Origin of the sequence: Prevotella sp. E13-27 (assembly GCF_023217965.1) — a bacterium.
GTDB lineage: Bacteria > Bacteroidota > Bacteroidia > Bacteroidales > Bacteroidaceae > Prevotella.
The window spans coordinates 1,235,713-1,258,383 of the sequence record NZ_JALPSC010000002.1 but is presented as its reverse complement, the minus strand read 5'-3'; the positions used below and the strand labels follow the sequence as shown (position 1 = coordinate 1,258,383).

The following is a 22,671-nucleotide window of genomic DNA, read 5'->3' as shown; positions in this document are numbered from 1 at the left end:
CTAAGCCGAAGAAACCCAGCGGTGGTTCGGTATCTGGTGAACTGTTAATCAGTAAGGTCTTTTATAACAATATGAAAGACAATGAAGACAGGGCGTTCATTATGGCTAATTACATTGAGCTGTATAACAACTGTGCTGATACGCTCGACATAACAGGCATCTATCTTGGTGTTGCTGATAACACAAGTACTACATCTGCTCAGTTCTCCACTGCCTGGACAGCATCAAATATGGCTGAAGACCACTCTGGCTGCATCGCCTTAAAGCAGGTGTTCCAGATTCCTACAGAGACTACTCGTCTGCTCAGTCCAGGTGCAAGTCTTGTTATCTGTAACAGCGCTCTCAATCACACTACAACTGCTTCTAATGCAGCCGACCTGTCACAAGCCGATTATGAGGTGAAGAGTCAGCACAAAGTATATAAGGACATGCATAATGACGAAGTGCCTGAACTGAAACTCATCTGGACTAACTCAGAGACCAATACTTTCCTACAGTTCATGTCGCCTGGTCCTTTTGGACTGGTGCTTTTGGCAGCCGACGCTAAGTTGGATACAGAGGACTTCTATCGTGGACAGACGGAAGGAACGAAGTTTAAGATTGTTCAGGCCTATAAGACCATCGATGCTGTAGATTTCGTTGAGCACACAGCAAAGACTGAGCCTGATGCCAGTCAGAAGCGCATACCCGATAGCTACGATGCAGGCTTCATAGCTACCACCTCTCCAGGAGGCAACAACGGTGAGGCTCTGGTGCGTAAGACAGCTTTCATAGCAAGCGATGGCAGAAAGATACTGTTCGACACCAACAATTCTTCAGTAGATTTCGAGGTTACAACCAATCTTGCAATCCGCACTTATAGTGATATAGTTTCAGGTATAAGTGAGACAACACTCGTCATTCCTGAGAGCGGTTTTACTGAGGTAAACTTCGACAAACCTTTCTGTGGACCTAAGGGAGTGGTGTTCGTTCATGTTAATGCCAGCAACACAGCTTCTACTACTGATCTGACTTATGGTGAGTTTCCTGCTGATTCCATGCTTCTCATCAAGGGTCCGTGGATTGCTGTAGGCAAGCCTGGCTCATATACTCTAAGTCTGTCAGAGTCTCAGGGCGTCATGCGCACACGCTCTTCTATAATTAACTGGGCTGATGAGGATGAGAAGTCTGTCAGCCAGAAGGACCGTATGTTCTATAAGTTCCAGAACACGAAGGACAATATAGGCTTCCAGCGTGTTCCTGCTGTCGAAGGGTCCTACAACAAGGCTACATTCAGTGACGGTGCCCGTCTGTTTATCATCGTTACCAATTCGATAGCAGACAAGATTGCTGCTGCCAATGGAGCAGTAAATCATAATGACCTCGAGTTTATCTCTTGGCACGGCATTAAGCCAGAAGCAATTGCTGATGGCATAGAGACCGTTAATGTAAAAGCTGATGGCAAACAGCAAGTGTTCGACCTTCAGGGTCGTCGCGTAAACTCTAATCCTCGTCACGGATTGTATATCGTAGGAGGAAAGAAGGTGGTTTTCTAATAAAAAAGGAAGTTACATTTAATAGATGTGGAATAGGAATCGCCTGAACAACTTGTTCTTCCTGCTCGGACTGGCCACCGTTGTGGTGATGCTATTTACGTTCGACGTCAGCTTTTCCGAGCTTTGGCAGCATCTATGCCACGCTGGTTATTGGCTTGTCCCCATAGTAGGGGTTTGGGCTGTCATCTACGCCATCAATGCTTGGTCGTGGCAGCTCATCGTCAAGAGCAAGTGTGATGAAGGCGAACATGTTTCCTTTCCCAGCATCTATCGTCTTACTATCATTGGCTACGCCCTCAATTACGCCACACCTGTTGGCGGACTTGGGGGCGAGCCTTATCGTATAATGGAACTCTCGCGAACCATTTCAAAGGAGCATGCCACATCATCGGTCATCCTATATGCCATGATGCACATCTATGCCCATTTCTGGTTTTGGTTCGTGTCTATATTTCTCTATCTTTTCCTTGCTGCTGTTGGCGACCTTGCTCTGACGCCTGTCCTCATGGTGCTTTTCTTCCTCGCCATAGTGCTCTGCGTCACGGCTTTTGCATTGTTCATTCGTGGCTATCGTCACGGCGTCGTAAAGATGCTCATGTCGTGGGTGGCTCGCATACCTGGACTGCGAGGGTGGGGGCGTCGCTTCATGTCTAATCACGAGCAGACCATCAATGAGGTTGATGAGCAGATAGCTGCTCTCAGAAATCAGGACAAACCTACTTTCTATCGCAGCTTTGCCCTCGAATTTTTCTCACGTATCGTTCAGAGTCTTGAGATATTCTTCATGTTGCTCCTATTCGACATCGACTGTGGAGGAGGCTTCACAGGTCTTATGCTCACCTTTCTCCACTCAGTACTGATACTCTCATTTACGTCGCTATTGGCCAACCTTATTGGTTTCCTTCCCATGCAGTTGGGCGTTCAGGAGGGTGGCTTCGTGCTCTCTATTGCTGCCCTTGGACTGTCTGCTGCACTTGGCATCTTTGTCAGCATAATCTGTCGCGTTCGCGAACTGCTGTGGATTGCTTTAGGGCTTGTGCTTATGAAATGGAAATAGACGAGCATTCTTTTTAAACTCTCAGCTCGTTCTTATTAATCTCTTATTGCGTTCTTCTAGAACGCTTTTTTGTTTTCTTAGTGTCTATGATTATTTGGGAAATGATTATTTGTAGGGTAATTATTTTGTTATTAGCTTGACTTTTTGTATTTTTGCAATCGTAAACACAATAACTATCACGTGTTATTATTAATACTCTCCTGAAAATTACTAATTTTTCAATAATATGAAACTAAAACTAACTGTTGCTCTCGCTGCCGCAATAACTTGTGGAACAACTGCAAATGCGCAGACTGAGCTTTATCCGAAACACTTCGACTTAGAGCAGGTAACGCTCCTCGATGGTCCCATGAAGACTGCGATGAACAAGAACATCGAATTGCTGATGCAGTATGATGTTGATCGTCTGCTGACACCCTATGTGCGCCAGGCCGGACTTGCACAGACCACAGACAAGAACAGCAAGTACTACCAATGGCTTACGAATCATCCTAACTTCAGCAACTGGGGAAAATCTGACTTTGACCTCAGCGGACATGTTGGCGGACACTATCTCACGGCTCTCGCTTTGGCTTATGCTGCCTGTCACGATACAGACATGCGCGCACAGCTGAAGCAGCGCATGGACTATATGGTAGAGGTGATGAAAGACTGTCAGGACCAGTATGACAACGACACACAGGGACTGAAGGGATTCATTGGCGGACAGCCCATGAACGACGCTTGGCGTGCTCTCTACAAAGATGGAAATATAGCACTTCAGGGCGAAGGCGCTACGGCTGTTCCCTGGTATTGTCAGCACAAGATTCTTGCTGGTCTTCGCGATGCCTACGTCTATGGAGGCAACGAAACAGCTAAGACTATGTTCCTGAAACTCTGCGACTGGTGCATACTCGTCACCTCGAATCTAAGCGACCAGCAGATGGAGTCCATGCTTAACACAGAGCATGGCGGAGTGAATGAGTCGCTGCTTGATGCCTACACGCTTACGAAGCAGGCTAAGTATCTTACAGCTGCGAAGCGCTTCACCCACAAGCAGATGCTCAACGGCATGCAGTCGTTGAACACCACGTTCCTTGACGGAAAGCATGCCAACACACAAGTACCAAAATATATTGGTATGGAGCGCGTGTTCGAGGAAGATTCCACAGCCACGAGCTATCGTAGCGCTGCGCAGAACTTCTGGCAGGACGTGGCTCAGAACCGTACCGTCTGCATAGGCGGAAACTCTGTCAACGAGCACTTCCTCTCAGTATCTAACTCAAATCGCTACATTGACCAGCTCGACGGACCAGAGTCATGTAACACGAACAACATGCTGAAATTCTCTGAGATGCTTTCCGACCGTACTGGAGATGCAAAATATGCTGACTTCTACGAGTATGCCATGTGGAACCACATACTCTCTACGCAAGATCCTGAGACAGGCGGTTACGTCTATTTCACTACTTTGCGTCCACAGGGCTACCGCATCTATTCGCAGGTTAACTCAGGCATGTGGTGCTGCGTGGGTACAGGCATGGAGAACCACTCTAAGTACGGACACTTCATCTACACCCACAATGGCAACAGCACACTCTATGTGAACCTCTTTACACCTTCGCGTCTTGAAAGCGATGCCTTCGCTTTGACTCAGAATACCAGCTTCCCTTACGAGGCGAAGACAGAGCTTACTATTGAGAAGGCTGGCAGCTACACCATCGCTCTGCGCCATCCGGCATGGGCTGGAAGCGGCTATCAAGTGAAGGTTAACGGTACAGCCGTCAACTCACAGGTTACAAAGGGCACGGCAAGCTATGTCAGCGTGAATCGCACATGGAAGGTGGGCGACAAGGTGACTGTTGAACTGCCAATGGAACTGAAATATGTAGTATGTCCAAACTATACTGACTATGTGGCTTTCACCTATGGTCCAATACTTCTTGGTGCCCAGACAACGGCAATGAATGAAGCTGATGCAGCAGCAACAGGTCTCAACTATGAGAAACTGCAGAACGAATATGCTGGCGCAGGACGCATGGATCACGCTCCAGGCAGCATGGGAACATCTAAGAACTTGTTGTCGGCACCGCTGCTCATTGGTGAGCGCTCGAGTGTACTAAACCGCATAAATGCCGTTGACTTGTCAAAGCTTACATTCACCATCGACGCACGTCGCGAAGGCGTGGAGACCTATACTTGGAAGACCCTCACACTAAAGCCATTCTACAGCATACAACACGCCCGCTATATGTGCTACTGGTATCAGCAGACAGCTGAGAACTTCGCAAAGAGCGATATGGCAAAGACTGAGGCAGAGGCAGAGGCGCTTAATGCCCGTACGCTTGACTTCGTGGCTCCTGGCGAGCAGCAGAGTGAGGCAGGTCATGAGTTCAACTACTCTTCTGACTCAAACAAGGGCTCGTATAATGGCGAGAGTTATCGCGACGCAAAAAACGGCGGATATGTGCAGTTCACACTCTTCAATCCTAACAAGGTGTCAGAGGGACTGGCTGTAATGCTTCGCTTTACAACAGCCGACAAAGGACGCAAGGGCACTCTGACCATTGACGGCGTTAAGGTAGCCGATATAGAGATTCCTGCACAGGTGAAGAAGTCGTTCAACGGATTCTTCAACATTGAATATCCTATACCCGCATCACTCTTGAAGGATGCCAGCGGCAACGTGAAGACACAGTTCGTGGTTCGTCTTAGTGCAAATGCAGGCACTATGAATCCTGGAATGTACTATCTGCGACTTGTTAAAGACTATGTGTCGTCGGCTTATATCTTCAATCCATCCGACTGGACTACTGGCGACGCAGCACGCATCTCGGCAAGCAACATCAAGAGTGAAGGCAATGTTCTGAAGGCAAAGGCTACAGGCGCAAACAATATTGCCCTTATGTTGAAATATCAGGATACCGACTACACCATTGAGAAGGCGCAGACTTATCTCGTGGTTCGCGGAAAGGGACTCAGCCTGTCAAGCGGAATGTCTTATCTCTGGTGGCTCAACGGTTCCAATCACGGCACACAGGTTGCTCCTGCTCACAGTCAGACGATAACCGTCGATGGCAACAGTCAGCAGCTCATAGCATGGAACATATCTTCCAGCGGCATCTATGAGAACTTCACAGGCGATCATCCAAGTGTATGTTTAGGTCAGACCATTTTCGGTCTGACCTCTTCTAATACTGACGGTTCTTGCGAGATCTATGACATCAACTTCGCAAAAAGCATAGATGATTACAAGACAACGACAAGCGTTGAGCGCCTGCTCTCGACTAAGGCTTCTGTCAACGATTATTATACTGTAGGCGGCGTGAAGAAAGATGCTAATAGTCTTCAGCATGAAATTGTCGTGAGCAAAGGAAAGAAATATCTGAAATAATTTTTTGCTGAGAAGTAATTATTCGTAAATATGTAATTATTCCCCAAAAATATAAATGAGAAAAGGTTGCGCTTTTATAATAGTTGCTTTAGTGGTACTTGTTGTTGCTATGTTTGTCACTTGTCCTTCTGAGGCTGAGCACAAGGCCGTGCTGAACAGGGAGTTTAGCGCTGCAATCAACGAGAAGTTCGGAATAGACAAGAGCGATGATATTATCGGCTCTATTTTCAACATGATTGGTCAGTCGGCAGTAGGCTTGAGTAGCGGGTTTGCCATCAACAACATCGTGACTGTTGACAACTACTATATTGTCTCCATAGGTAAGATAAACTATGGAGGTAAGGTACGGATAGTGTCTGTCGGAGTGCTAAATCATGTATTCGCACCCGACAAAGAATTTATCCTCAAAATGATGAAAGAGAACGGAATATAATTAGAGGTTACTATTCCGTAACAAGTTTTATTCCGTCATCAGAGATTGTGATAAGCCGTCTGCGATAAAGGTCGCCGATGGCTTTTTTGTATATCTTCTTCGACACCTTGAATCGGTCAGCAATAATCTCTGAGGGACTCTTATCGCTAAGCTCACAGAAACCGTTGTTCTCGTAGAGATAGCGTAGCAGCACCTCGGCAAAGTCAAGCGTGTGTTTCCTGCCTGTTGGCTGTATCGTTATGTCAATCTTGCCGTCCTGTCTCACGTGGTCTATGTAGGCCGTCATGCAGTCGCCTGTGTGGAGTGGCTGAAACACCTGGTTGTCATATATCTGTCCCTGATATTTATTGTCAACTATGACCTTGAATCCCAGGTCGGTTTTCTGCCATACGAGTATTGAGCATTCCTGTCCATGTTTTCCTCCTTCGGTGGGATAGAGTGGGGTAATGAATTTCTCCACCTTTGCTGTTGCCATGAGTCTGTGGCTCTCCTCGTCCTCCTTCACATAGACAATATAGCTCTTGCCAGTCTCCATGCGCTGTTTCTGCTCACGGAAAGGGCAGAAGAGGTCTTTCATCGGACCCCACTTTAAGAACGCACCATACTGGTTTGTCCACGCCACCTCAAGATAAGCAAAGTCGCCGACCTTCGCAAGCGGCTTTTCTGTGGTGGCCACCACGCGTTCGTCCTGGTCGAGATATATGAATACCTCTATCTCGTCGCCTATCTGCATCGAGGGTGTCACATAGCGTTTAGGCATCAGCACCTCGCCTTCGTCGCCTCCGTCGAGATAGAGTCCGAAATCTACGCGTTTGACAATCTTTAGGGTATTAAAATCTCCGAGTTTAAGCATATTTGTCCGTCTTTAATGTGAATATTGCGGTCAGTAAGCTTTGCCAGTTCCTCGTCGTGAGTCACTATGACAAATGTCTGTCCGAACCTGTCTCTGAGGTCGAAAAAGAGCTGATGCAGCTCCTGCTTGTTCTTTGTGTCGAGTGAGCCGCTAGGCTCGTCGGCAAGTATCACCTCGGGGTTATTTATCAGCGCACGAGCTACTGCCACGCGCTGTTTCTCGCCTCCCGACAACTCAGAAGGCTTGTGCTTTGCGCGATCGTTCAGTCCCATGAACTTAAGCAACTCTTGTGCTTTCTCCTTAGCATCCTTGTTTGATACTCCAGCTATATATGCTGGTATCATGATGTTTTCTATGGCTGTGAACTCTGGCAGCAGCTGGTGGAATTGGAACACGAATCCCAGATGACGGTTACGGAAGTCGCTTAGTTTCTTTTCGCTCAGCTTCGTAACGTCTATGTCGTTTATCTTCAGTGTGCCTGTATCAGGGCGGTCCAGCGTACCAATAATCTGTAGCAGTGTAGTCTTGCCTGCACCACTCGGACCAACGATACTCACCACCTCGCCCTTGTCAATCTTAAGGTCGATGCCTTTCAGCACCTGTAGTGAGCCAAAGCTCTTTGTTATATTTTCTATTTCAATCATAATTCTTACTTCTAACCTCTAACCTCTCACTTCTCACCTCTTCCTATGCACCCATCTCAGGATAGTGTCGTAGATACTGTTCTCCTCGTGGTGCTGTGCCTCTGTGAAGCTCATCGTGTCTTCCTTCTGCACACCATACTGGTCTGGAAACACAATCATGAGGTTTGTGCCTGCGAAATACTTCGTTAGCTCATCGGGCAGACGGTCTAATGCGTTCTTGTAGCTGATGGTTCCCCTACGTGCTGTTACCACCACGAACAAGTGGTCTTTCTCTATTCCAGCAGCCAGCGTGGGCAGCTCGTTCCAATGAGCCATGAACTTATACTCTCCTCTCACGCTTGGATGTTCTTTCTCAATGAACTCCCTCAGCAGTTTTAGCGTCTCGTTGCGCCCATGAAACATTATGCGACAGTCAAGCTGTTCGGCAAAGCGGCACAGACGCTCCAGCCAGCGGTGGAAGCCTGGCTCATACTCTGCTCTCGATGGCACGGCAACATGTATCAGTCTGAGAGTAGAGAGCGGCTGTTCAAAACGTGTTAGTATGATTTGACGGTTCAGTCCATTGTAGAGGCTTTGTATGAACTCTCCCCAGAACTTCTGCGTCACGTTAGTGTGTACGTGCATGCCCATTATGATGTCTGAACAGGCACACTCACGGAAGGCATGCTTTATGCCGTTGGCAATGTTTGTTGCCAGTCTCACCTGTGTCTGCATCGCCACTTCCGATGCTGCTGCCTGCTTCTGCAGCTTCTCCAGCAGTTGCAGTCCGTCTTCGCGAGCCTTACTGCTGTTCTCGTCATCATAGACCACGTTAAGCGCCACCAGTTCGCTCTTTGATTTGGGCTTGCGCATGAGTAGTGCGAGATATACCAGTTGTGGTGCTATCTCAGGATATTTCACACAGATGAGTGTCTTTGTCTTGCCATTTTCGCTCTCGTTTTTTCTTGGTAGTGCTGAGGCATTGCCTATGCTTATGTCTATGGCAGCCTTCTGAGTCATGAGTGTTGACACGATGCAGGTTACGAGAATCATTATCACGATACCGTTGAGCATCACATTATCTACCAGCATCACTCCTGACGATACTTCCAGTCTCATTCCCACCATAACCATGGCTATGGCTCCTGCTGCGTGGGCTGAGGTGAGTCCGAACATCATGTGGCCATCGGCTTTAGATAGTCGGAAGATGAGACTCGACGCATAGGCTGCGAGAGCTTTTCCGAATGTGCCGAAGAATGTTATCATCGCCACAATCCACCACATGCTGGGGTTCTCTGCCAGCGTGCTAAGGTCTATTAGCATGCCCACACCTATAAGGAAATATGGAATGAAGACAGCGTTTCCTATGAACTCTATACGGTTCATCAGTGGCGACACATGGGGTATATATCTGTTGAGTATCAGTCCTGAGAAGAATGCTCCGAAGATGCCTTCCAGTCCTATGAGCGAGGAAAGTGCTGCGCTGAGGAACATTACCGACAGCACGAAGATATACTGCATGACCGAGTCGCTGTAACGGCGCAGGAAATAGCGCGTCAGACGAGGAATGATTAAGATGCTGCCTGTTATAAAAGCTGCCAGCTTTACTGCAAACATCACCCAGAACAGCCATCCGCTGTCGTCGCTAAACGTGGCTGCCAGTCCTGCCAGCATTACAAGCGACATGAATAGCGAAATCATGCTTGAGCCCACGCTGAGCATCACGCTTGAGTTTCGCTGCAGACCGTAGCGTCCCACGATGGGATAGGCAATAAGCGTGTTTGAAGCCATGATACATCCCAACAGGAATGATGCCTTGCCGCTATAGCCGAGTATCGTCATTGACATGAGGTAGGTGAGGATGAGCGGAACGAAACATGTAAGCAGTCCGAAAATGACGAACTTGCGTGAGTATTTCTTCACGCTCTCCATGTCCATCTCAAGACCTGCGAGGAACATGATGTAGAACAGTCCCACGCGTCCAAAAAGCTCAAACGACTCGTCGCGCTCCAGGATGTTCAGTCCGTGCTCGCCAATGAGCACGCCTGCCAGTACCATACCGATGATATGGGGAATGCGCAGCTTACTCATGATTATCGGCGCAAACAGAATAATCATCAGTACTACGAAGAAAATGAGCGTGGGGTCGGTTATGTGAAGGTAACCCATTGATTTTTGTCGCTTTTTGTCTGCAAAATTACATTTTTTCTATGAAAAACTTAACAACTTCGTGCTTTTTTCGTACTTTTGCGCGCAAATTGCAATTTAAACACAAAAAAACAGACATTATGAAAGTAGCAATTGTTGGTGCCAGTGGCGCCGTAGGACAGGAATTCCTCCGTATTCTCGCAGAGAGAAATTTTCCAATGGACGAGCTTGTGCTTTTTGGTTCAGAGCGTAGCGCAGGCCGTAAGTACAACTATCAGGGTAAGGACATCGAGGTTAAGTTGCTCAAGCATGGCGACGACTTCAAGGATATTGACATAGTCTTTACATCTGCCGGTGCTGGAACATCTAAGGAGTTTGCTGAGGATATTACTAAGTATGGTGCCGTGATGATTGACAATTCCAGCGCTTTCCGCATGGACGATGATGTGCCATTGGTAGTGCCCGAGTGCAATGCTGAGGATGCTTTGAACCGTCCTCGTGGAATCATTGCCAACCCCAACTGTACTACTATAATGATGGTGGTGGTTCTTCAGCCTTTGGAGAAGCTGAGCCACATCAAGCGCATTCACGTGTCAAGCTATCAGAGTGCTTCTGGTGCAGGTGCTGCCGCTATGCAGGAGCTTCAGCAGCAGTACAAGGAGATTGTTGAAACAGGCGAGGTGAAGACCATCAAGAAGTTCCCCCATCAGCTGGCATATAATGTTATTCCTCAGATTGACGTGTTCCAGCCCAACGGTTATACTAAAGAGGAGATGAAGATGTATAACGAGACTCGCAAAATTATGCATACCGATGCACGCTGCTCAGCCATGTGTGTTCGTGTAAGCTCTCTGCGCAGTCATTCCGAGAGCGTTTGGATTGAGACCGAGCAGCCCATTAGCGTTGAGGATGCCCAGAAGGCTATAGCTGCAGCTCCTGGCTGTACGCTCGTTGACAATCCTGCTACTCTCACTTACCCAATGCCTCTCGAAACAGCCGGCAAGGACAACATCTTTGTTGGTCGCGTGCGCAAGGACTTGGCCGACGACAACGGTCTCACTCTATGGCTCTCTGGCGACCAGATTCGCAAGGGTGCTGCCCTGAACGCAGTCCAGATTGCAGAATACCTGATAAAGGTTGGAAATGTGAAGTAATTGAGAATTGAGAATAGAGAATTGAGAATTCTTCTCGAATTCATCCTCTAGAAAGTACATCCAATGGCTACGACAGCTTCCGTGCGGTCGTGGCCATTGTTGTTTGTATAGGTTTCGTTGGCTTTGGCATGATGCATGTCCAGGCGGGCATGTGTCTTCATTCGGGTGCCAGGGAATACGAAGGCATATTTCACGCCAGCGCCCAGCCTGTATTGTGCTGCCGTGAGATATTCATATTCCTGATAGAGCCATTCGTTCATACTTGGCGGAGGTGTCTGCTTGCTGCTTGGCGTTGCGAAGAGTTCATCGTCGAAAGCGTTGCCCTTGCCTTTGGCCAGCGAGCCATCTAAACTTAGCGTCCACACTCCTCGTGAACAGATGAGATTATAAGTTGCGTTAGCAAACAGCTGCGTGCGGCTTATGTCCTGCCTGCGCATGAAGGGATATATATAGGCTGTCTGTTTGCGTTTCATCCTGCTTATGCCTGCCTGTAACGAGAGCGTAGGCAACTGATGGCGAATGCCGCTGAGAAGTGTGTAGGAGAGTCCATAGTCCATCCACATTTTGTTGGCAGTCTTCACTGGCGTGAAATACTCGTAGCTTGTAGCACCAGAGGTATTCTTTGTCTCGCGATAGGTGTTAGCCTCGTTCACGAGGTTCTCTACATTCATGTAGAAGTCACCTATGTGTCGCGTGCTTCCTGTTGTGTGGTTGAGCTGTGCCCTGTATTCGAACAAGTCGCCATGATGGTCTGTATAGGTTATCGTGAATGGCGAATGGCTTCCGTAGTATCCTTTTCTGTGGGCATATCCGAACTCTCCGAACAGCAACGTCTGCTTCGTAGGTCGTAGCGACAGCTGAATGCCCAGTCCGTGTCTGTCGTCTACGAGTGGCATTTCGCGGCTCTTGTCAGTATAGCCGTCGTTGCCAAACTGTTCCACCATTCCTGTGAAGTTGGCATAGTCCACGAGCGTCTTATATACCTTGTCGCTCTTTCCGTAGGTTCCAAACCTCACGCTCTCTATGTTGTGGCGGAACACATAGTTGGCTCCAACGCTGCACCAGCTGTTAAGCGGAGCGTAGATGCCTGCCGTAAGCGTCATGTCCACCAGCTTGTTCTGATGGCGCATGTCCTTGTATTTCGCATAGTTGGCTGCTGTATAGTTGATGTCTGCGCCTATGGCAATTCCGTTCCAGATGTCTGTGGCGAAGCGTCCGTAGAGCCTGTATGTGTCGCTATGCTTCTTTCCGAGATTGGTCACCGAGTCTTCTACTATGTCAAAGGGCCTGTGGGTGTTTATAGGCATGAACACCGAGCTGCCCATCTCCTTTCCATCAAAATACTCGTACGACAGTCCGCCTGAGAGCACGGTTCGTGGAGAGAAACGATATATTGACTCTATGCCGGCATTGGTGTTCGACATCGTTGGCGCTCCGTCGTAGTTGGTCAGACCGCCGTTAGCGTTCATGTAGGCTACCTCTGCTTCGGCGATTGGCGACAACAGGTCACATCTGACGAGGCCCGCAGCATTCTTCGACGTGAGCCACGGGTCCGACTGCTTCACGAACCTATAGTCGCGAAGTAGTAGCGAGTCTTGTGCTAAGCTACTGATGCTCAGCGTTATGCCTGCCAATATGGTGATTATTCTCGAAGTGAGCATTTCAGTCGTTCGTGGAAGTCGGTTGTTGAATTGTTTGTATCCATATATATGATGTGGGCACCATTCTTTGCCGATGCTTCGGCGTCAATGCCGCTTGGATCGGTGGTGGGTTCTACTCCCAGCTGATAGTTATAGACGAGCTTTCCTGCGTTCTCAGGCAGCTGTTCTGTAGCCTCCTTGTCCACGTTGCGATAGAGCGTGTGACCATGCTGGTTTGTCAGTCCTACCGAGCCTGCGTCAACCTGCGAGGTGAGTCGTTTCTGGTTGGCATTCTTGGCTGTTGTCATGAACACCTCTATGCCGTCGAGCACCCATTCCACAGGTATTTTCAGCACCTTGTTTATATCGTCCTGCTTTGCCTTTGGGGTGTAGGTGAGGTTGCTCACGTTGGTGGCAAACTCGCGTGGCGTTGTGCCCTTCACCTGGAAGATCACGAGTGCTGGTGACATGACGCTCAGCGCCCATGCGTTTGATATGCCTATCTTTGCCGCCTTCAGGTAGTGTGAGGCTGGAATGACGCTCGATGGTGTGGGGTAGTACATTGAGTTCACGTAGCCTGTCTCGGGGTCGTACATGCAGTAGTAGTCGCTGTTGGCATAGTTCACCGACTGCGGATAGGTCTGCGTGTTGTCTATAGCCCCATGACAGTTCACCACCACCTGACTGTAGGGCTGTAGCGTCAAGTCCTGCGGGAAGAACCATATTCCGTCGAGTGCAGGCAGATAGCCTTCACTCTCGTAGATGAGCTTTCCGTCGTTGTCATACCACTTGTTGCCAGCATGGCTGTTGTATGGCGATATTATTCCTACGCATAGATTGTCGTAGGTAGCTACTGTGTTTGAGTTATTGTAGAGTATGAAGCACTTGTCGCTCTGGAAGGCCTGTCCGTTGTCCTTTGTTATTCCTCCGTTGTAGAGTTCTTTTATCACCAGCTGGCTCACCTTGGCGCTCACCATGTTCAGCACTATGCTTGTGGCTTTTTCTCTTCCCACGACTATCTGTCCCGATGTGCCGTTGCTTATCTCCACATTGTTTATTCCGTTTTTAATTCTGGTGATGTGCTGCGATGTGGCCTCATAGATGCCTGATGGCACGCTGAATGTCACTTCTCCCTTGGCGTCGGCGGTGTCGGTGAAGATGGCGTCGCGCCCTATGCCTCTCAACTCAAGCGTAGCCCCTTGGAACGATTTCTCAGGGTGTGCCTTGTCTGCGAGAACCACCTTCAGCTGGTAGAGCTCCATCTTCTCTTCGTAGCTCGTGTCGCATGCCGTGAGCAGAAGGCTTATCGTCATTATGTTTATAAGCAGTCTCTTCATAGTTTCAGTTTTAGCGATAGTCCGTAGTAGAAGTTTGGTATATAGTTTTTTGAGAAGAGCGATTCTCTCAGGTCTGTCTGCGACAAGTGTACGGTCTTCATGTTTCTGAAGAAGTTGTTGGCATAGAACGATATTGCCACGTGGTCGCCTATCTCTTTCGTCACGCTGAGGTTGGCTGAGTAGTAGGCCGATATCCTGTTGGGGTTCATCATGTAGCCGTAGTTTGAGCGCAGCACCAGTTTCGACAGGTCGCTATAGAGTGTGGGGTCGTTGTCTTTCGCCCACAGGAAGCGCTCTGCAAATGGAATCTTTTCCTCGGGGTTGTCCCATGTGGTGTAGTATTCCGGATAGACCACTATTGATTTGTTGGTAGGTGTGCCGTCATAGGGCTCGCCGGTATATCCGTTTTCGTTTTCCAGCACATATCCTCGCGTGCCTGTGGTCAGCTGGCTCAGGTCGCGGTGGTAACTGTAGAGGGTAGTCTCCAGTCGTAGTGCCACTATAAGTCTTATTTTTGGCACGTGGGTCGTTATGGTGGCGTTGAGGTTCAGCTGCTTCGACAGCGAGCCGTTGGCTATCGTCGCGTCGGCTATGTTGGCTGTGCTGCTGACGCTCGTTCCGCGATAGTAGCCCACATATTGATAAAGCTGTCCGTTGGCCATGTATGAGTTGATGCCTAATGGCACGTCGGCAAAGAGTGTCTCGTCCATGCCTTTATAATAATAGTAGTTGCCATCGAAGCGTACCGATGTGCGTAGCGGCTTTATCGGGGCGAAGTCAACCGTCCATTCCAGACCGTAGCGCTCAATGGGCATGCCGGCATTGGTATATGACTGGTTTGTGGCGAAAGTCTTCCTCGTCGTTCCTGTGAGCTCTGTGGGTGCCACCACTCCTGTAGCGTCGCTCATGGTCACCACACCCGTGTTGCGGTCTATGCTGAACACTCGGTTCTCTGGAGCTATAGCAGGCGTGTTGGGGTCGGTGGTGTAGCTGTAGGCAAACGGTGTGTACGATGTCGTTGACATATATGCATGCTTCGTTCTGTGGTAGAAGGCCGACAGGGCTATGCGTGTGCCCTTGATGGTGGCTTCTGCGCCAATGTCCGTCTGGTTGGTGTATTGCCAGCGCAGGTCGGGGTTATAGTATGCCTTCGAAGGCTGTGTGTGATAAGCGCGGAACGTCCTGTTGGCTGCGTCGCTCGTCGAGGCGAAGGCTTCGCGGTCGGTATAGACTGGGGCGGGGTAGAGCACTTGAAACGATGGCAGTTTTACGCTTTTTCCCCATCCGGCATGTATCAGCAGGTCGCTCACCAGCTGTCGGCGCTGGTTTCTCCAGAACACATAGCGAGAATTGGCACGTGGCGAGAGGCTGCCCACCGTTCCATAGTCGGAGCCGCCTATTATCGTGATATCCTCTCGCACGCCTGCCGTCAGCTCAAATGTTGATTTCTTCGTGGTGGGCACTACTACCTTCTCCTCGGCATACAGCGCCAGATTGTTCATTGTGGGCAGATTCTTGTAGCTGTATTCGCGCCATGTGGGCGTGAGTTTTGGGTCGTCGTAGTATGTGCCGCGTCCGTTGTTGTGGCTTCCTGAGTAGTCTGCGCCTATGAGCAGTTTGTAGGCTGTGTCGCCGAAGCGTCGCGTCCAGTCGGCCTTCAGCTTCACGTTCCAACTTGTGGGCTTCGAGTCGTTGAAGCGTCGGGTGTACCAGTAGCCTGTGGGGCTCTGGTCGGCAATGAAGTAGCCCTCTTCCATAGCGTGGATATAGGGCAGGGTAGTGGCGCTGCTCGTGCTGCTGTAGTCTTCCGTCCTGCGGTCTGTATAGGCGAAGGCTCCGCTCAGCCACATGTTTGTTATCCAGCGCTTGTTCAGCAGCCAGTGTAGCTCTGCGTTAGCGCGCAGCGTGTTGTCGTGAGCCTTCGAGTAGTCGTTGAGCATCTCGTCGGGGTCGGCCTTCGAGTCATATCCGCCAAGGTTGCCCGTCAGTCCCACGTTGAGCGTTAGCGGCGTTGTCTCGCGCATGAAAATGTTCATATAGTGCATCGAGAGCACGTTGCGCTCATAGGCTGTGTAAGGCGATGCCGCGTTTGAGAACGAGCGTGCACGCTCTATTGACGTGTTTATCACTCCGCCCCTCTTCGACAGCTCAAAACCCTTGTTTACTGCTATCTGATGAGTGTGCTGGTTTATCTTTCCCTCTACTATAAACGGCGACTTACCCTTGCGCGTGTTTACCTTCACCACGCCGTTTGACAGGTCGCCATATTCCACCGATGGTATGCCCGTCACTATCTCCACGCTTTCTATGTTCGACGAGCTCAGCGCGCGTATCGATGCACCCATTGTCTCTCCCAGCGCAGCGTTGTTGTCCATGCGCATGCCGTCAACCTCTATGGCTGTGCCAAACGAGGCGTTGCCTTTCTCGCCACTGCCGCTTCTTAGAGCCAATCGGCTGTCGTCCATCAGCGATGGGTTAACGGTCTTGCCGCCAGGCAATAGCGCCTGAATGTCGCTCAGACTTATTATCTGCTGCTGATCCAGCGCCTGTCGGTCTATGGTATAGCTTGTGGTGGCCTCGTCGGTCTTTCTCTTTGCCACGACAGTCACCTCGCTAAGCTTTAGGTTTTCGGGCTTCAGGCGCAGTCGCATGTCGTCAACGGTTCGTGTCAGCTCCATAGGGAACGTGCGCTTCCTGTAGCCCAGACATTGCACCGTGAGCGTGTTCCAGCCCTTGGGCACGTTCTTTATCGTGAATTCGCCCTTCGCATTGGTCACCGCCCATAGTCCGCTCTCAGCGAGCATCACCGATGCGAACTCAATAGGCTTCTCGGTGTCCGCATCATACACGATGCCGGTCACCTGATACTTCTGTGCTGTCACGGCAAGTGACAGGCACATCCAGAAACCAATGATATGCAGTAGGCGTAATACCATATTATTCTATATCTGTCGGCAAAGTTACGAAAAGTCGAGAGAAGAACAAAACAAACGCATTTGTTTTTTCTTATTTAACGTCATGAGCGTTTAGTAATAACGCCCATAGTGTTTAGTTAGATCACTTCGAGTGTTTAGGCCAAACGCTTTTTGGGGTTTATAATTTGTCAAATAAGGGGAAAAACAAGTCTTTTGAGGCCTATTAGAATAGTAGTTTGATACATAATGTACCAGGCCTTCCAATGCCCACATTAGTTCGTTGGCCACGGCGGTAGCGAATTGTGCCACGCTGAATCATGGCTCGTCAATATGCACATAAAAAATGCTACTGGACTCACGTCCAATAGCATTTGTGTTACCATTAAGTTCGTCAGATATTACTGAGCAGCCTCAACAGTTGAGTCAGTTGCTGTGGTGTCAGCAGCAGCAGCCTTCAAAGAGTCTGCTACGAATGCGAAACGCTCAGCGAAAGCGGCAGAATCCATACCAGTGGTATCGCCAACGAGTGCCATAACAGCTGCAGTGTCGATTGTCTCAACAACTTCCTCTACAACAGCTACCTCAGCCTCCTGGGCCTTCTTCTCACCGCAAGCTGCGAACAGAGCAGCTGCAACGAACATAAATGCAATCTTTTTCATTTCTTTGCTTTTTTAATAAATCTGTAAAACAATCATTTGTTATTTAAAACGATGCAAAGGTACGTATTTTTTTTATACGGCGATACATTTTTTTTGATTTTTTTTTGCCGTTTTTTGTAACTTTTGAATAACTGCTTAGAAATCAGTGAGTTGTGAAATGTTAAAAATTGGTATCAAAAATACACGTATACGAAAAATTGTTGTTTTTTAAGTTTTCTCGTAAAAATGTGTTACCTTTGTAGTCCGTACAGAAAAGACTGTTCGGGCTGCTGTTTTACTTATTACACATATTATTATATATTAGCGACTTGTTATGATAGACTCTTCTGCTTTCCATGGCAAAAAAGCAAAATATGCTACGCTTGGCTGCAAGCTGAATTTCTCTGAGACATCCACATTTGGAAAAATGCTCGGAGAAATGGGCGTTGTAGCTGCTGAGGAAGGCGAAAAGGCAGATATTTGCCTTATAAATACTTGTTCTGTAACTGAGGTAGCCGACCATAAATGCCGTCAGGTGATACACAGGCTTGTCAGGGAGAACCCCGGCGCCTTTGTTGTGGTTACGGGCTGCTACGCGCAATTGAAGACGGAGAGCGTGGCGAAGATTGACGGAGTGGATCTTGTGCTTGGCACAGACGAGAAGTCAAATCTCATTCAGTTTCTTTCTGACGCTTGGAGTGGAAAATGCAATGAGAAGGCTTTCTCTAAAAAGACGAAAGACATAACGTCGTTTGCGCCAAGTTGCTCGCGTGGCAACAGGACGCGATATTTCCTGAAGGTGCAGGACGGTTGTGACTATTTCTGCACTTACTGTACCATTCCCTACGCTCGCGGATTCAGTCGTAACGCATCGATAGCGTCGCTCGTGGAGCAGGCAAGGCAGGCAGCTGCCGAGGGTGGAAAGGAGATAGTGCTCACAGGCGTGAACATTGGTGACTTCGGAAAGACTACTGGCGAGGATTTCCTGTCGCTTGTCAAGGCTCTTGATGAGGTGGAGGGTATCAGTCGCTATCGCATAAGCAGCTTGGAGCCCGACCTGATTAGTCAGGAGCTGATAGACTATTGTGCGCAGAGTCGTGCTTTCATGCCTCATTTCCACATACCGCTTCAAAGTGGCAGCGACGAGGTATTGAAGTTGATGCATCGCCATTATGACAGCAAGCTCTTTGCCGACAAGATTTTGGCAATTAAGGAAGCAATGCCAGACGTCTTCTTTGGTGTGGACGTGATGGTGGGCTGCCGCGGCGAGACACCCGAGCGTTTTGAGGAAACCTACAACCTGCTGCAGTCGCTTCCTGTCACTCAGCTTCATGTGTTCCCATACTCGGAACGCCCTGGAACGTCTGCTCTGAAGATAGACTATGTGGTAACGGAGCAGGATAAAAAGCTGAGAAGCAAGCGGCTTCTGGAGCTGTCGGAACAGAAAACCCACGATTTCTATGCAGAGCACATAGGCAAAAGTGTGGAGGTGCTGTTTGAGAAAGCTAATAGGGGCAAGGCAATGCATGGCTTCACACGCAACTATCTGAGAGTTGAACTGAGTGCTGCCAATGCCCGACCAGAGCTAGACAATCAACTCGTAACGGTGGATCTGGGCGACTTCAATCGTGACAAGTCGGCGCTAAAAGCATTGAACATAGAATGGAAAAAATAGCAATAGTCATACTTAACTGGAACGGAGCTCAAATGATGCGTCGTTTCCTGCCGTCGGTATTGAAATACTCTTCCGACGATGCGACAGTCTATGTGGCTGACAACGCCTCGACAGACGATTCTGTTCAGATGTTGAAAGAGCAGTTCCCTGAATGTAAGCTGATATTGCTTGACAAGAACTGGGGATTTGCTGAAGGCTACAACAAGGCGCTGGCGCAGATTGACGCAGAGTATTATCTGCTGCTAAATTCAGATATTGAGGTCACTCAGGACTGGCTTAAACCTATGCTCAGATATATGGAAGAGCATCAGGAGGTGGCTGCCTGTCAGCCAAAGCTACTGTCTGAAGCCAACCGTGAGATGTTTGAATATGCAGGCGCTTCAGGTGGATTCCTTGACCGCTTCGGATACCCGTTTTGCAGAGGACGCGTGTTTGAGACAGTAGAAGAGGATAGGGGACAGTATGATTCTGCGGCCGATGTGCTCTGGGCTACAGGAGCAGCTCTCTTCGTGCGCGCGCGTATATATAAAGAGGTGGGAGGACTCGACTCCCGATTCTTTGCACACAACGAGGAGATAGACCTCTGTTGGCGAATGAGAATCATGGGTTATCGGATAGTCTGTCTGCCTGAAAGCCATATCTACCACGTGGGTGGAGGCACGCTTCCGAAGGGTAATCCCATGAAGACATACCTTAACTTCAGAAATAATCTCACTATGCTCTACAAGTGCCTGCCTGGCGATGAGCTTAAGAGCGTGATGCGCTGGCGCTGTCTGCTTGACTATGTGGCAGCCTTTGAGATGCTGATTCTGAAGCGTAATATAGGTGATTTCAAGGCTGTGCTGCGTGCCCGTAGCGACTTCAGGCGCTGGCGAAAGGACTTTGAAGAGGACCGTAAGCGCATTCAGGCGAGCCGCAAGGAAAAGAAAATACCAGAGCAACGCTCGTACTCATTGCTCTGGCAATATTATGTCAAGGGACGGAAACGATTCAGCGACTTGCCTTGACGAAGAATAACTAATAGAAAACAGCGATGTTTTCTATTTTTTTATTTTGCACTTTACCTTAATAGGATTGCAGATGTTGCGTTTCCAGTCTTTCACCCAGCGGAACCAGTCGGCGGCTGAGTGGAAGCCGAACTCTTCGTTAGCGGAACTATAAGCTACTTTGTAGCTGATTCTGTCGGCTGAGCTCTTGACAACGAAGGTGTAGTCTCCCCCACGAGAACCCTTTACGGCAGCTACTTCCTTGGTGATGTTCTTCTGTGGAATACAGATAGCGAGGCCAAGGGTCTCTCTCTTCCATTTCAAGGTATCGGTAGAAGGCCAGTCGGTACCCCAGCAGGCGCGCAGTCCATTGTGGTCGGAGTATTCTTCAGAATTCTCAATGTTGATGATGCCCGTTGAGAACGTGTAGTCGGAAACATCCTTATTGAAGAACACATCAACATCGGTGTCGCGATGACCACCATACTGAGTGTAACGGATTGTCATGTTTATTGGAGCCTTGTCGGCCGAAGCCTTCCATCCGCGGTCAATGATTTCTACAATCGTGCGCAGAGGACCATAGCTGACAACGCGTTGAGTGCGTGTCTTGACAGGATCAATCATGGTTGACTCGCTACCGTTCCATCCTCTGAAGGCACCAAGACCGAAGGTGTTGCCTACCCAAAGCACATCGTCGCCATAGCCTTGCTCCTTCTGGTCAGCCTGAGTGTAGAACTGTGTATCCTGCAGTTCGAGACGTTTCTTGAATTTTCCGTATAAATCGAGGGTCTGGCGCTTGTCGAAATAGATTCTTATTCCATTGAGTTCGCTCTCAAAGCTTACTCCATGGTGGTGCTGAAGGTTATAGGAGTTGGCACAGTCGCCTCTGGCAGTAATGCTTTCTATGAAGTTGTTGTGCTGGTTCTTCTGCTTCACCTTGTCGTTTCTCATCAGCATCTCGGCATAGACGCGAGGTGTGTATTGGCGAGGCTCACCTTCACGGAAAAGCTTGACGTTGAAAGATACATTGCCCTTGGGCTTAAGGTCAACAAGAAAACACAGCTCGTCCATCTGGTCGTCGCCGTCAAGATCGTCTAACTGACAAGGAATATCTTTGCCATCGGCATCGGTAACAAGTGCAGATTGTATCATGCTGTATTCTTTCAAGTCTATCACAACAGGCTCGTCATGACGTTCGTTCTTGGTACTGTTGCTTACGCTGACTTCCAAAGTTGTTGCAGCCTTGCTGTCAGCATTGAGCTGAGCAGACTGATTAAGTGAAGTGGAGGCAATAGTGTACTGAGAATTGAGGGTACTAAAGCCTAAAAAAGTGATGAAAAATAATGATTTGCTGTTCATGTTATAGCTTGTTTTTACCACAAAAGTAATATAATTGAATAAATTTTTAAATATTTTAGGTTAAAATTTTGTTTTTAAAAGTATTTTTAGTACTTTTGCATCTAAAATTAACAGTATTGTGTATTTTTTGTGAAAAAGGCATACATTATATTACTGGTTGCAATGCTTGCGTGTTTAGGATGCGAGTGGCGTATGCGAAGTGATTCTGAGGTGGATCTCGTGAACTTCGTAGAACGCTATGACCGTGTTGAGAGCGCATTCCTAACGACAGGCGATTATGCATCGCTGCGTGAGATGCAGACACGCTATCCTCTGCAGACCCGTAGGCTGATAGAGGATGTGTTGCAACTTGGAAATGTTGATGATGCACACATCAATTCACGACTTTATTCTTTCTTCCAGGATTCAACGCTACAGACAATCATTTCGGAAGTAGGAAGACAATATGATGATTTCCAGCCTATTGCAGACCAGTTGCTTGTGGCATTTGAGCGTCTTAAGCAACTCGTTCCCAATACTGAAATACCGCTTGTATATACCCAGATTGGTTCATTGGATCAGAGCGTTGTCGTAGGTAACGGCTTCTTAGGTATATCGCTTGACAAATATCTTGGAAGTGACTATCCCATTTATATCAAGTATGGCTATACCGAAAGTCAGCGCTCAATGATGACGCGTGACTACATCGTGCCAGACTGTATAGGCTTCTATCTGCTGAGCATTTTCCCTGAGCCTTCAAATGTCGATTCCAAAGTCTATATTGGAAGGGTGCATCATGTGGTAAACACCGTGATGAACAGGAAAGTCTTTGATACAGAGTATGTTGATCTGGCTGAAAAGCTAAAGGCAGACAAAGGATGGTCGTTTACTGAACTGTTGGTTAATTCTGCATCGGAATGATTCTCTTGGCCTTTGGTGTAGTTTGTTGATGTCTGCTTGTTTGCA

At 48.5% G+C, this 22,671-nt stretch carries 16 protein-coding genes; 8 read left to right on the top strand and 8 right to left on the bottom strand.

Translation table 11 applies throughout. The features are described from left to right. The first annotated feature begins 71 nt into the window (after positions 1-71). From M1L52_RS14270 to M1L52_RS14255, 4 genes are all read left to right on the top strand, one after another. Positions 72-1,535, top strand: a complete 1,464-nt coding sequence (locus M1L52_RS14270; protein WP_248615699.1) for a DUF4876 domain-containing protein — start codon at positions 72-74, stop codon at positions 1,533-1,535. 25 nt (positions 1,536-1,560) lie between these two features. Beyond that, positions 1,561-2,592 carry a lysylphosphatidylglycerol synthase transmembrane domain-containing protein gene (locus M1L52_RS14265; RefSeq protein ID WP_248615698.1) on the top strand — a complete coding sequence of 344 codons (1,032 nt, stop codon included), beginning with the start codon at positions 1,561-1,563 and terminating at the stop codon, positions 2,590-2,592. 226 nt (positions 2,593-2,818) lie between these two features. Further along, the gene (locus tag M1L52_RS14260; RefSeq protein WP_248615697.1) at positions 2,819-5,965 is read left to right on the top strand and encodes a beta-L-arabinofuranosidase domain-containing protein; all 3,147 of its coding nucleotides are present in this window, start codon (positions 2,819-2,821) and stop codon (positions 5,963-5,965) included. A gap of 55 nt (positions 5,966-6,020) precedes the next feature. Further along, positions 6,021-6,398: a hypothetical protein gene (locus M1L52_RS14255; RefSeq protein ID WP_248615696.1), complete on the top strand. Its 378-nt coding sequence runs from the start codon at positions 6,021-6,023 to the stop codon at positions 6,396-6,398. Positions 6,399-6,408: 10 nt separating this feature from the next. On the opposite strand, the gene M1L52_RS14250 is transcribed toward M1L52_RS14255, so the two are convergent. Genes M1L52_RS14250 through M1L52_RS14240 form a run of 3 tightly spaced genes read right to left on the bottom strand, consistent with a single transcriptional unit; the run spans position 6,409 to position 10,043 of the window. Further along, on the bottom strand, positions 6,409-7,251 hold the full coding sequence (locus tag M1L52_RS14250) for a S1 RNA-binding domain-containing protein (RefSeq protein ID WP_248615695.1): 843 nt from the start codon (positions 7,249-7,251) through the stop codon (positions 6,409-6,411). Beyond that, positions 7,221-7,895 carry an ABC transporter ATP-binding protein gene (locus tag M1L52_RS14245; RefSeq protein ID WP_248615694.1) on the bottom strand — a complete coding sequence of 225 codons (675 nt, stop codon included), beginning with the start codon at positions 7,893-7,895 and terminating at the stop codon, positions 7,221-7,223. The genes M1L52_RS14250 and M1L52_RS14245 overlap by 31 nt, the downstream gene beginning before the upstream one ends. Positions 7,896-7,928: 33 nt before the next feature. Continuing rightward, on the bottom strand, positions 7,929-10,043 hold the full coding sequence (locus M1L52_RS14240; protein ID WP_248615693.1) for a cation:proton antiporter: 2,115 nt from the start codon (positions 10,041-10,043) through the stop codon (positions 7,929-7,931). A gap of 119 nt (positions 10,044-10,162) precedes the next feature. On the opposite strand from M1L52_RS14240, the gene M1L52_RS14235 reads away from it, so the two are divergent. Next, positions 10,163-11,176 carry an aspartate-semialdehyde dehydrogenase gene (locus M1L52_RS14235; protein ID WP_248615692.1) on the top strand — a complete coding sequence of 338 codons (1,014 nt, stop codon included), beginning with the start codon at positions 10,163-10,165 and terminating at the stop codon, positions 11,174-11,176. 47 nt (positions 11,177-11,223) lie between these two features. Here M1L52_RS14235 and M1L52_RS14230 read toward each other — a convergent pair whose 3' ends face one another. From M1L52_RS14230 to M1L52_RS14215, 4 genes are all read right to left on the bottom strand, one after another. Then, positions 11,224-12,837 (bottom strand): DUF6850 family outer membrane beta-barrel protein, encoded by a 1,614-nt coding sequence (locus M1L52_RS14230; protein WP_248615691.1) that lies wholly within the window; start codon positions 12,835-12,837, stop codon positions 11,224-11,226. Then, the gene (locus M1L52_RS14225; RefSeq protein WP_248615690.1) at positions 12,819-14,153 is read right to left on the bottom strand and encodes a DUF4876 domain-containing protein; all 1,335 of its coding nucleotides are present in this window, start codon (positions 14,151-14,153) and stop codon (positions 12,819-12,821) included. Before M1L52_RS14225 ends, M1L52_RS14230 begins: the two co-directional genes overlap by 19 nt. Beyond that, positions 14,150-17,089 (bottom strand): TonB-dependent receptor domain-containing protein, encoded by a 2,940-nt coding sequence (locus M1L52_RS14220; protein ID WP_248615689.1) that lies wholly within the window; start codon positions 17,087-17,089, stop codon positions 14,150-14,152. Before M1L52_RS14220 ends, M1L52_RS14225 begins: the two co-directional genes overlap by 4 nt. A 377-nt stretch (positions 17,090-17,466) precedes the next feature. Next, positions 17,467-17,727 carry a hypothetical protein gene (locus tag M1L52_RS14215; RefSeq protein WP_248615688.1) on the bottom strand — a complete coding sequence of 87 codons (261 nt, stop codon included), beginning with the start codon at positions 17,725-17,727 and terminating at the stop codon, positions 17,467-17,469. Between the two features lie 313 nt (positions 17,728-18,040). Here M1L52_RS14215 and mtaB point away from each other — a divergent pair, with 313 nt between their 5' ends. Together mtaB and M1L52_RS14205 are read left to right on the top strand one after the other, a co-directional pair. Further along, positions 18,041-19,381 (top strand): tRNA (N(6)-L-threonylcarbamoyladenosine(37)-C(2))-methylthiotransferase MtaB, encoded by a 1,341-nt coding sequence (mtaB, locus tag M1L52_RS14210; protein WP_248615687.1) that lies wholly within the window; start codon positions 18,041-18,043, stop codon positions 19,379-19,381. Next, a complete protein-coding gene (locus M1L52_RS14205; RefSeq protein WP_248615686.1) occupies positions 19,369-20,388 on the top strand; it encodes a glycosyltransferase family 2 protein in 1,020 nt (339 codons plus the stop codon). The genes mtaB and M1L52_RS14205 overlap by 13 nt, the downstream gene beginning before the upstream one ends. Before the next feature lie 33 nt (positions 20,389-20,421). Here M1L52_RS14205 and M1L52_RS14200 read toward each other — a convergent pair whose 3' ends face one another. Further along, positions 20,422-21,726, bottom strand: coding sequence for a DUF4861 domain-containing protein (locus M1L52_RS14200; RefSeq protein ID WP_248615685.1), 1,305 nt, complete (start codon positions 21,724-21,726; stop codon positions 20,422-20,424). Positions 21,727-21,918: 192 nt separating this feature from the next. On the opposite strand from M1L52_RS14200, the gene M1L52_RS14195 reads away from it, so the two are divergent. After that, positions 21,919-22,626, top strand: a complete 708-nt coding sequence (locus tag M1L52_RS14195; protein WP_248615684.1) for a gliding motility protein GldB — start codon at positions 21,919-21,921, stop codon at positions 22,624-22,626. Positions 22,627-22,671: the final 45 nt, after the last annotated feature.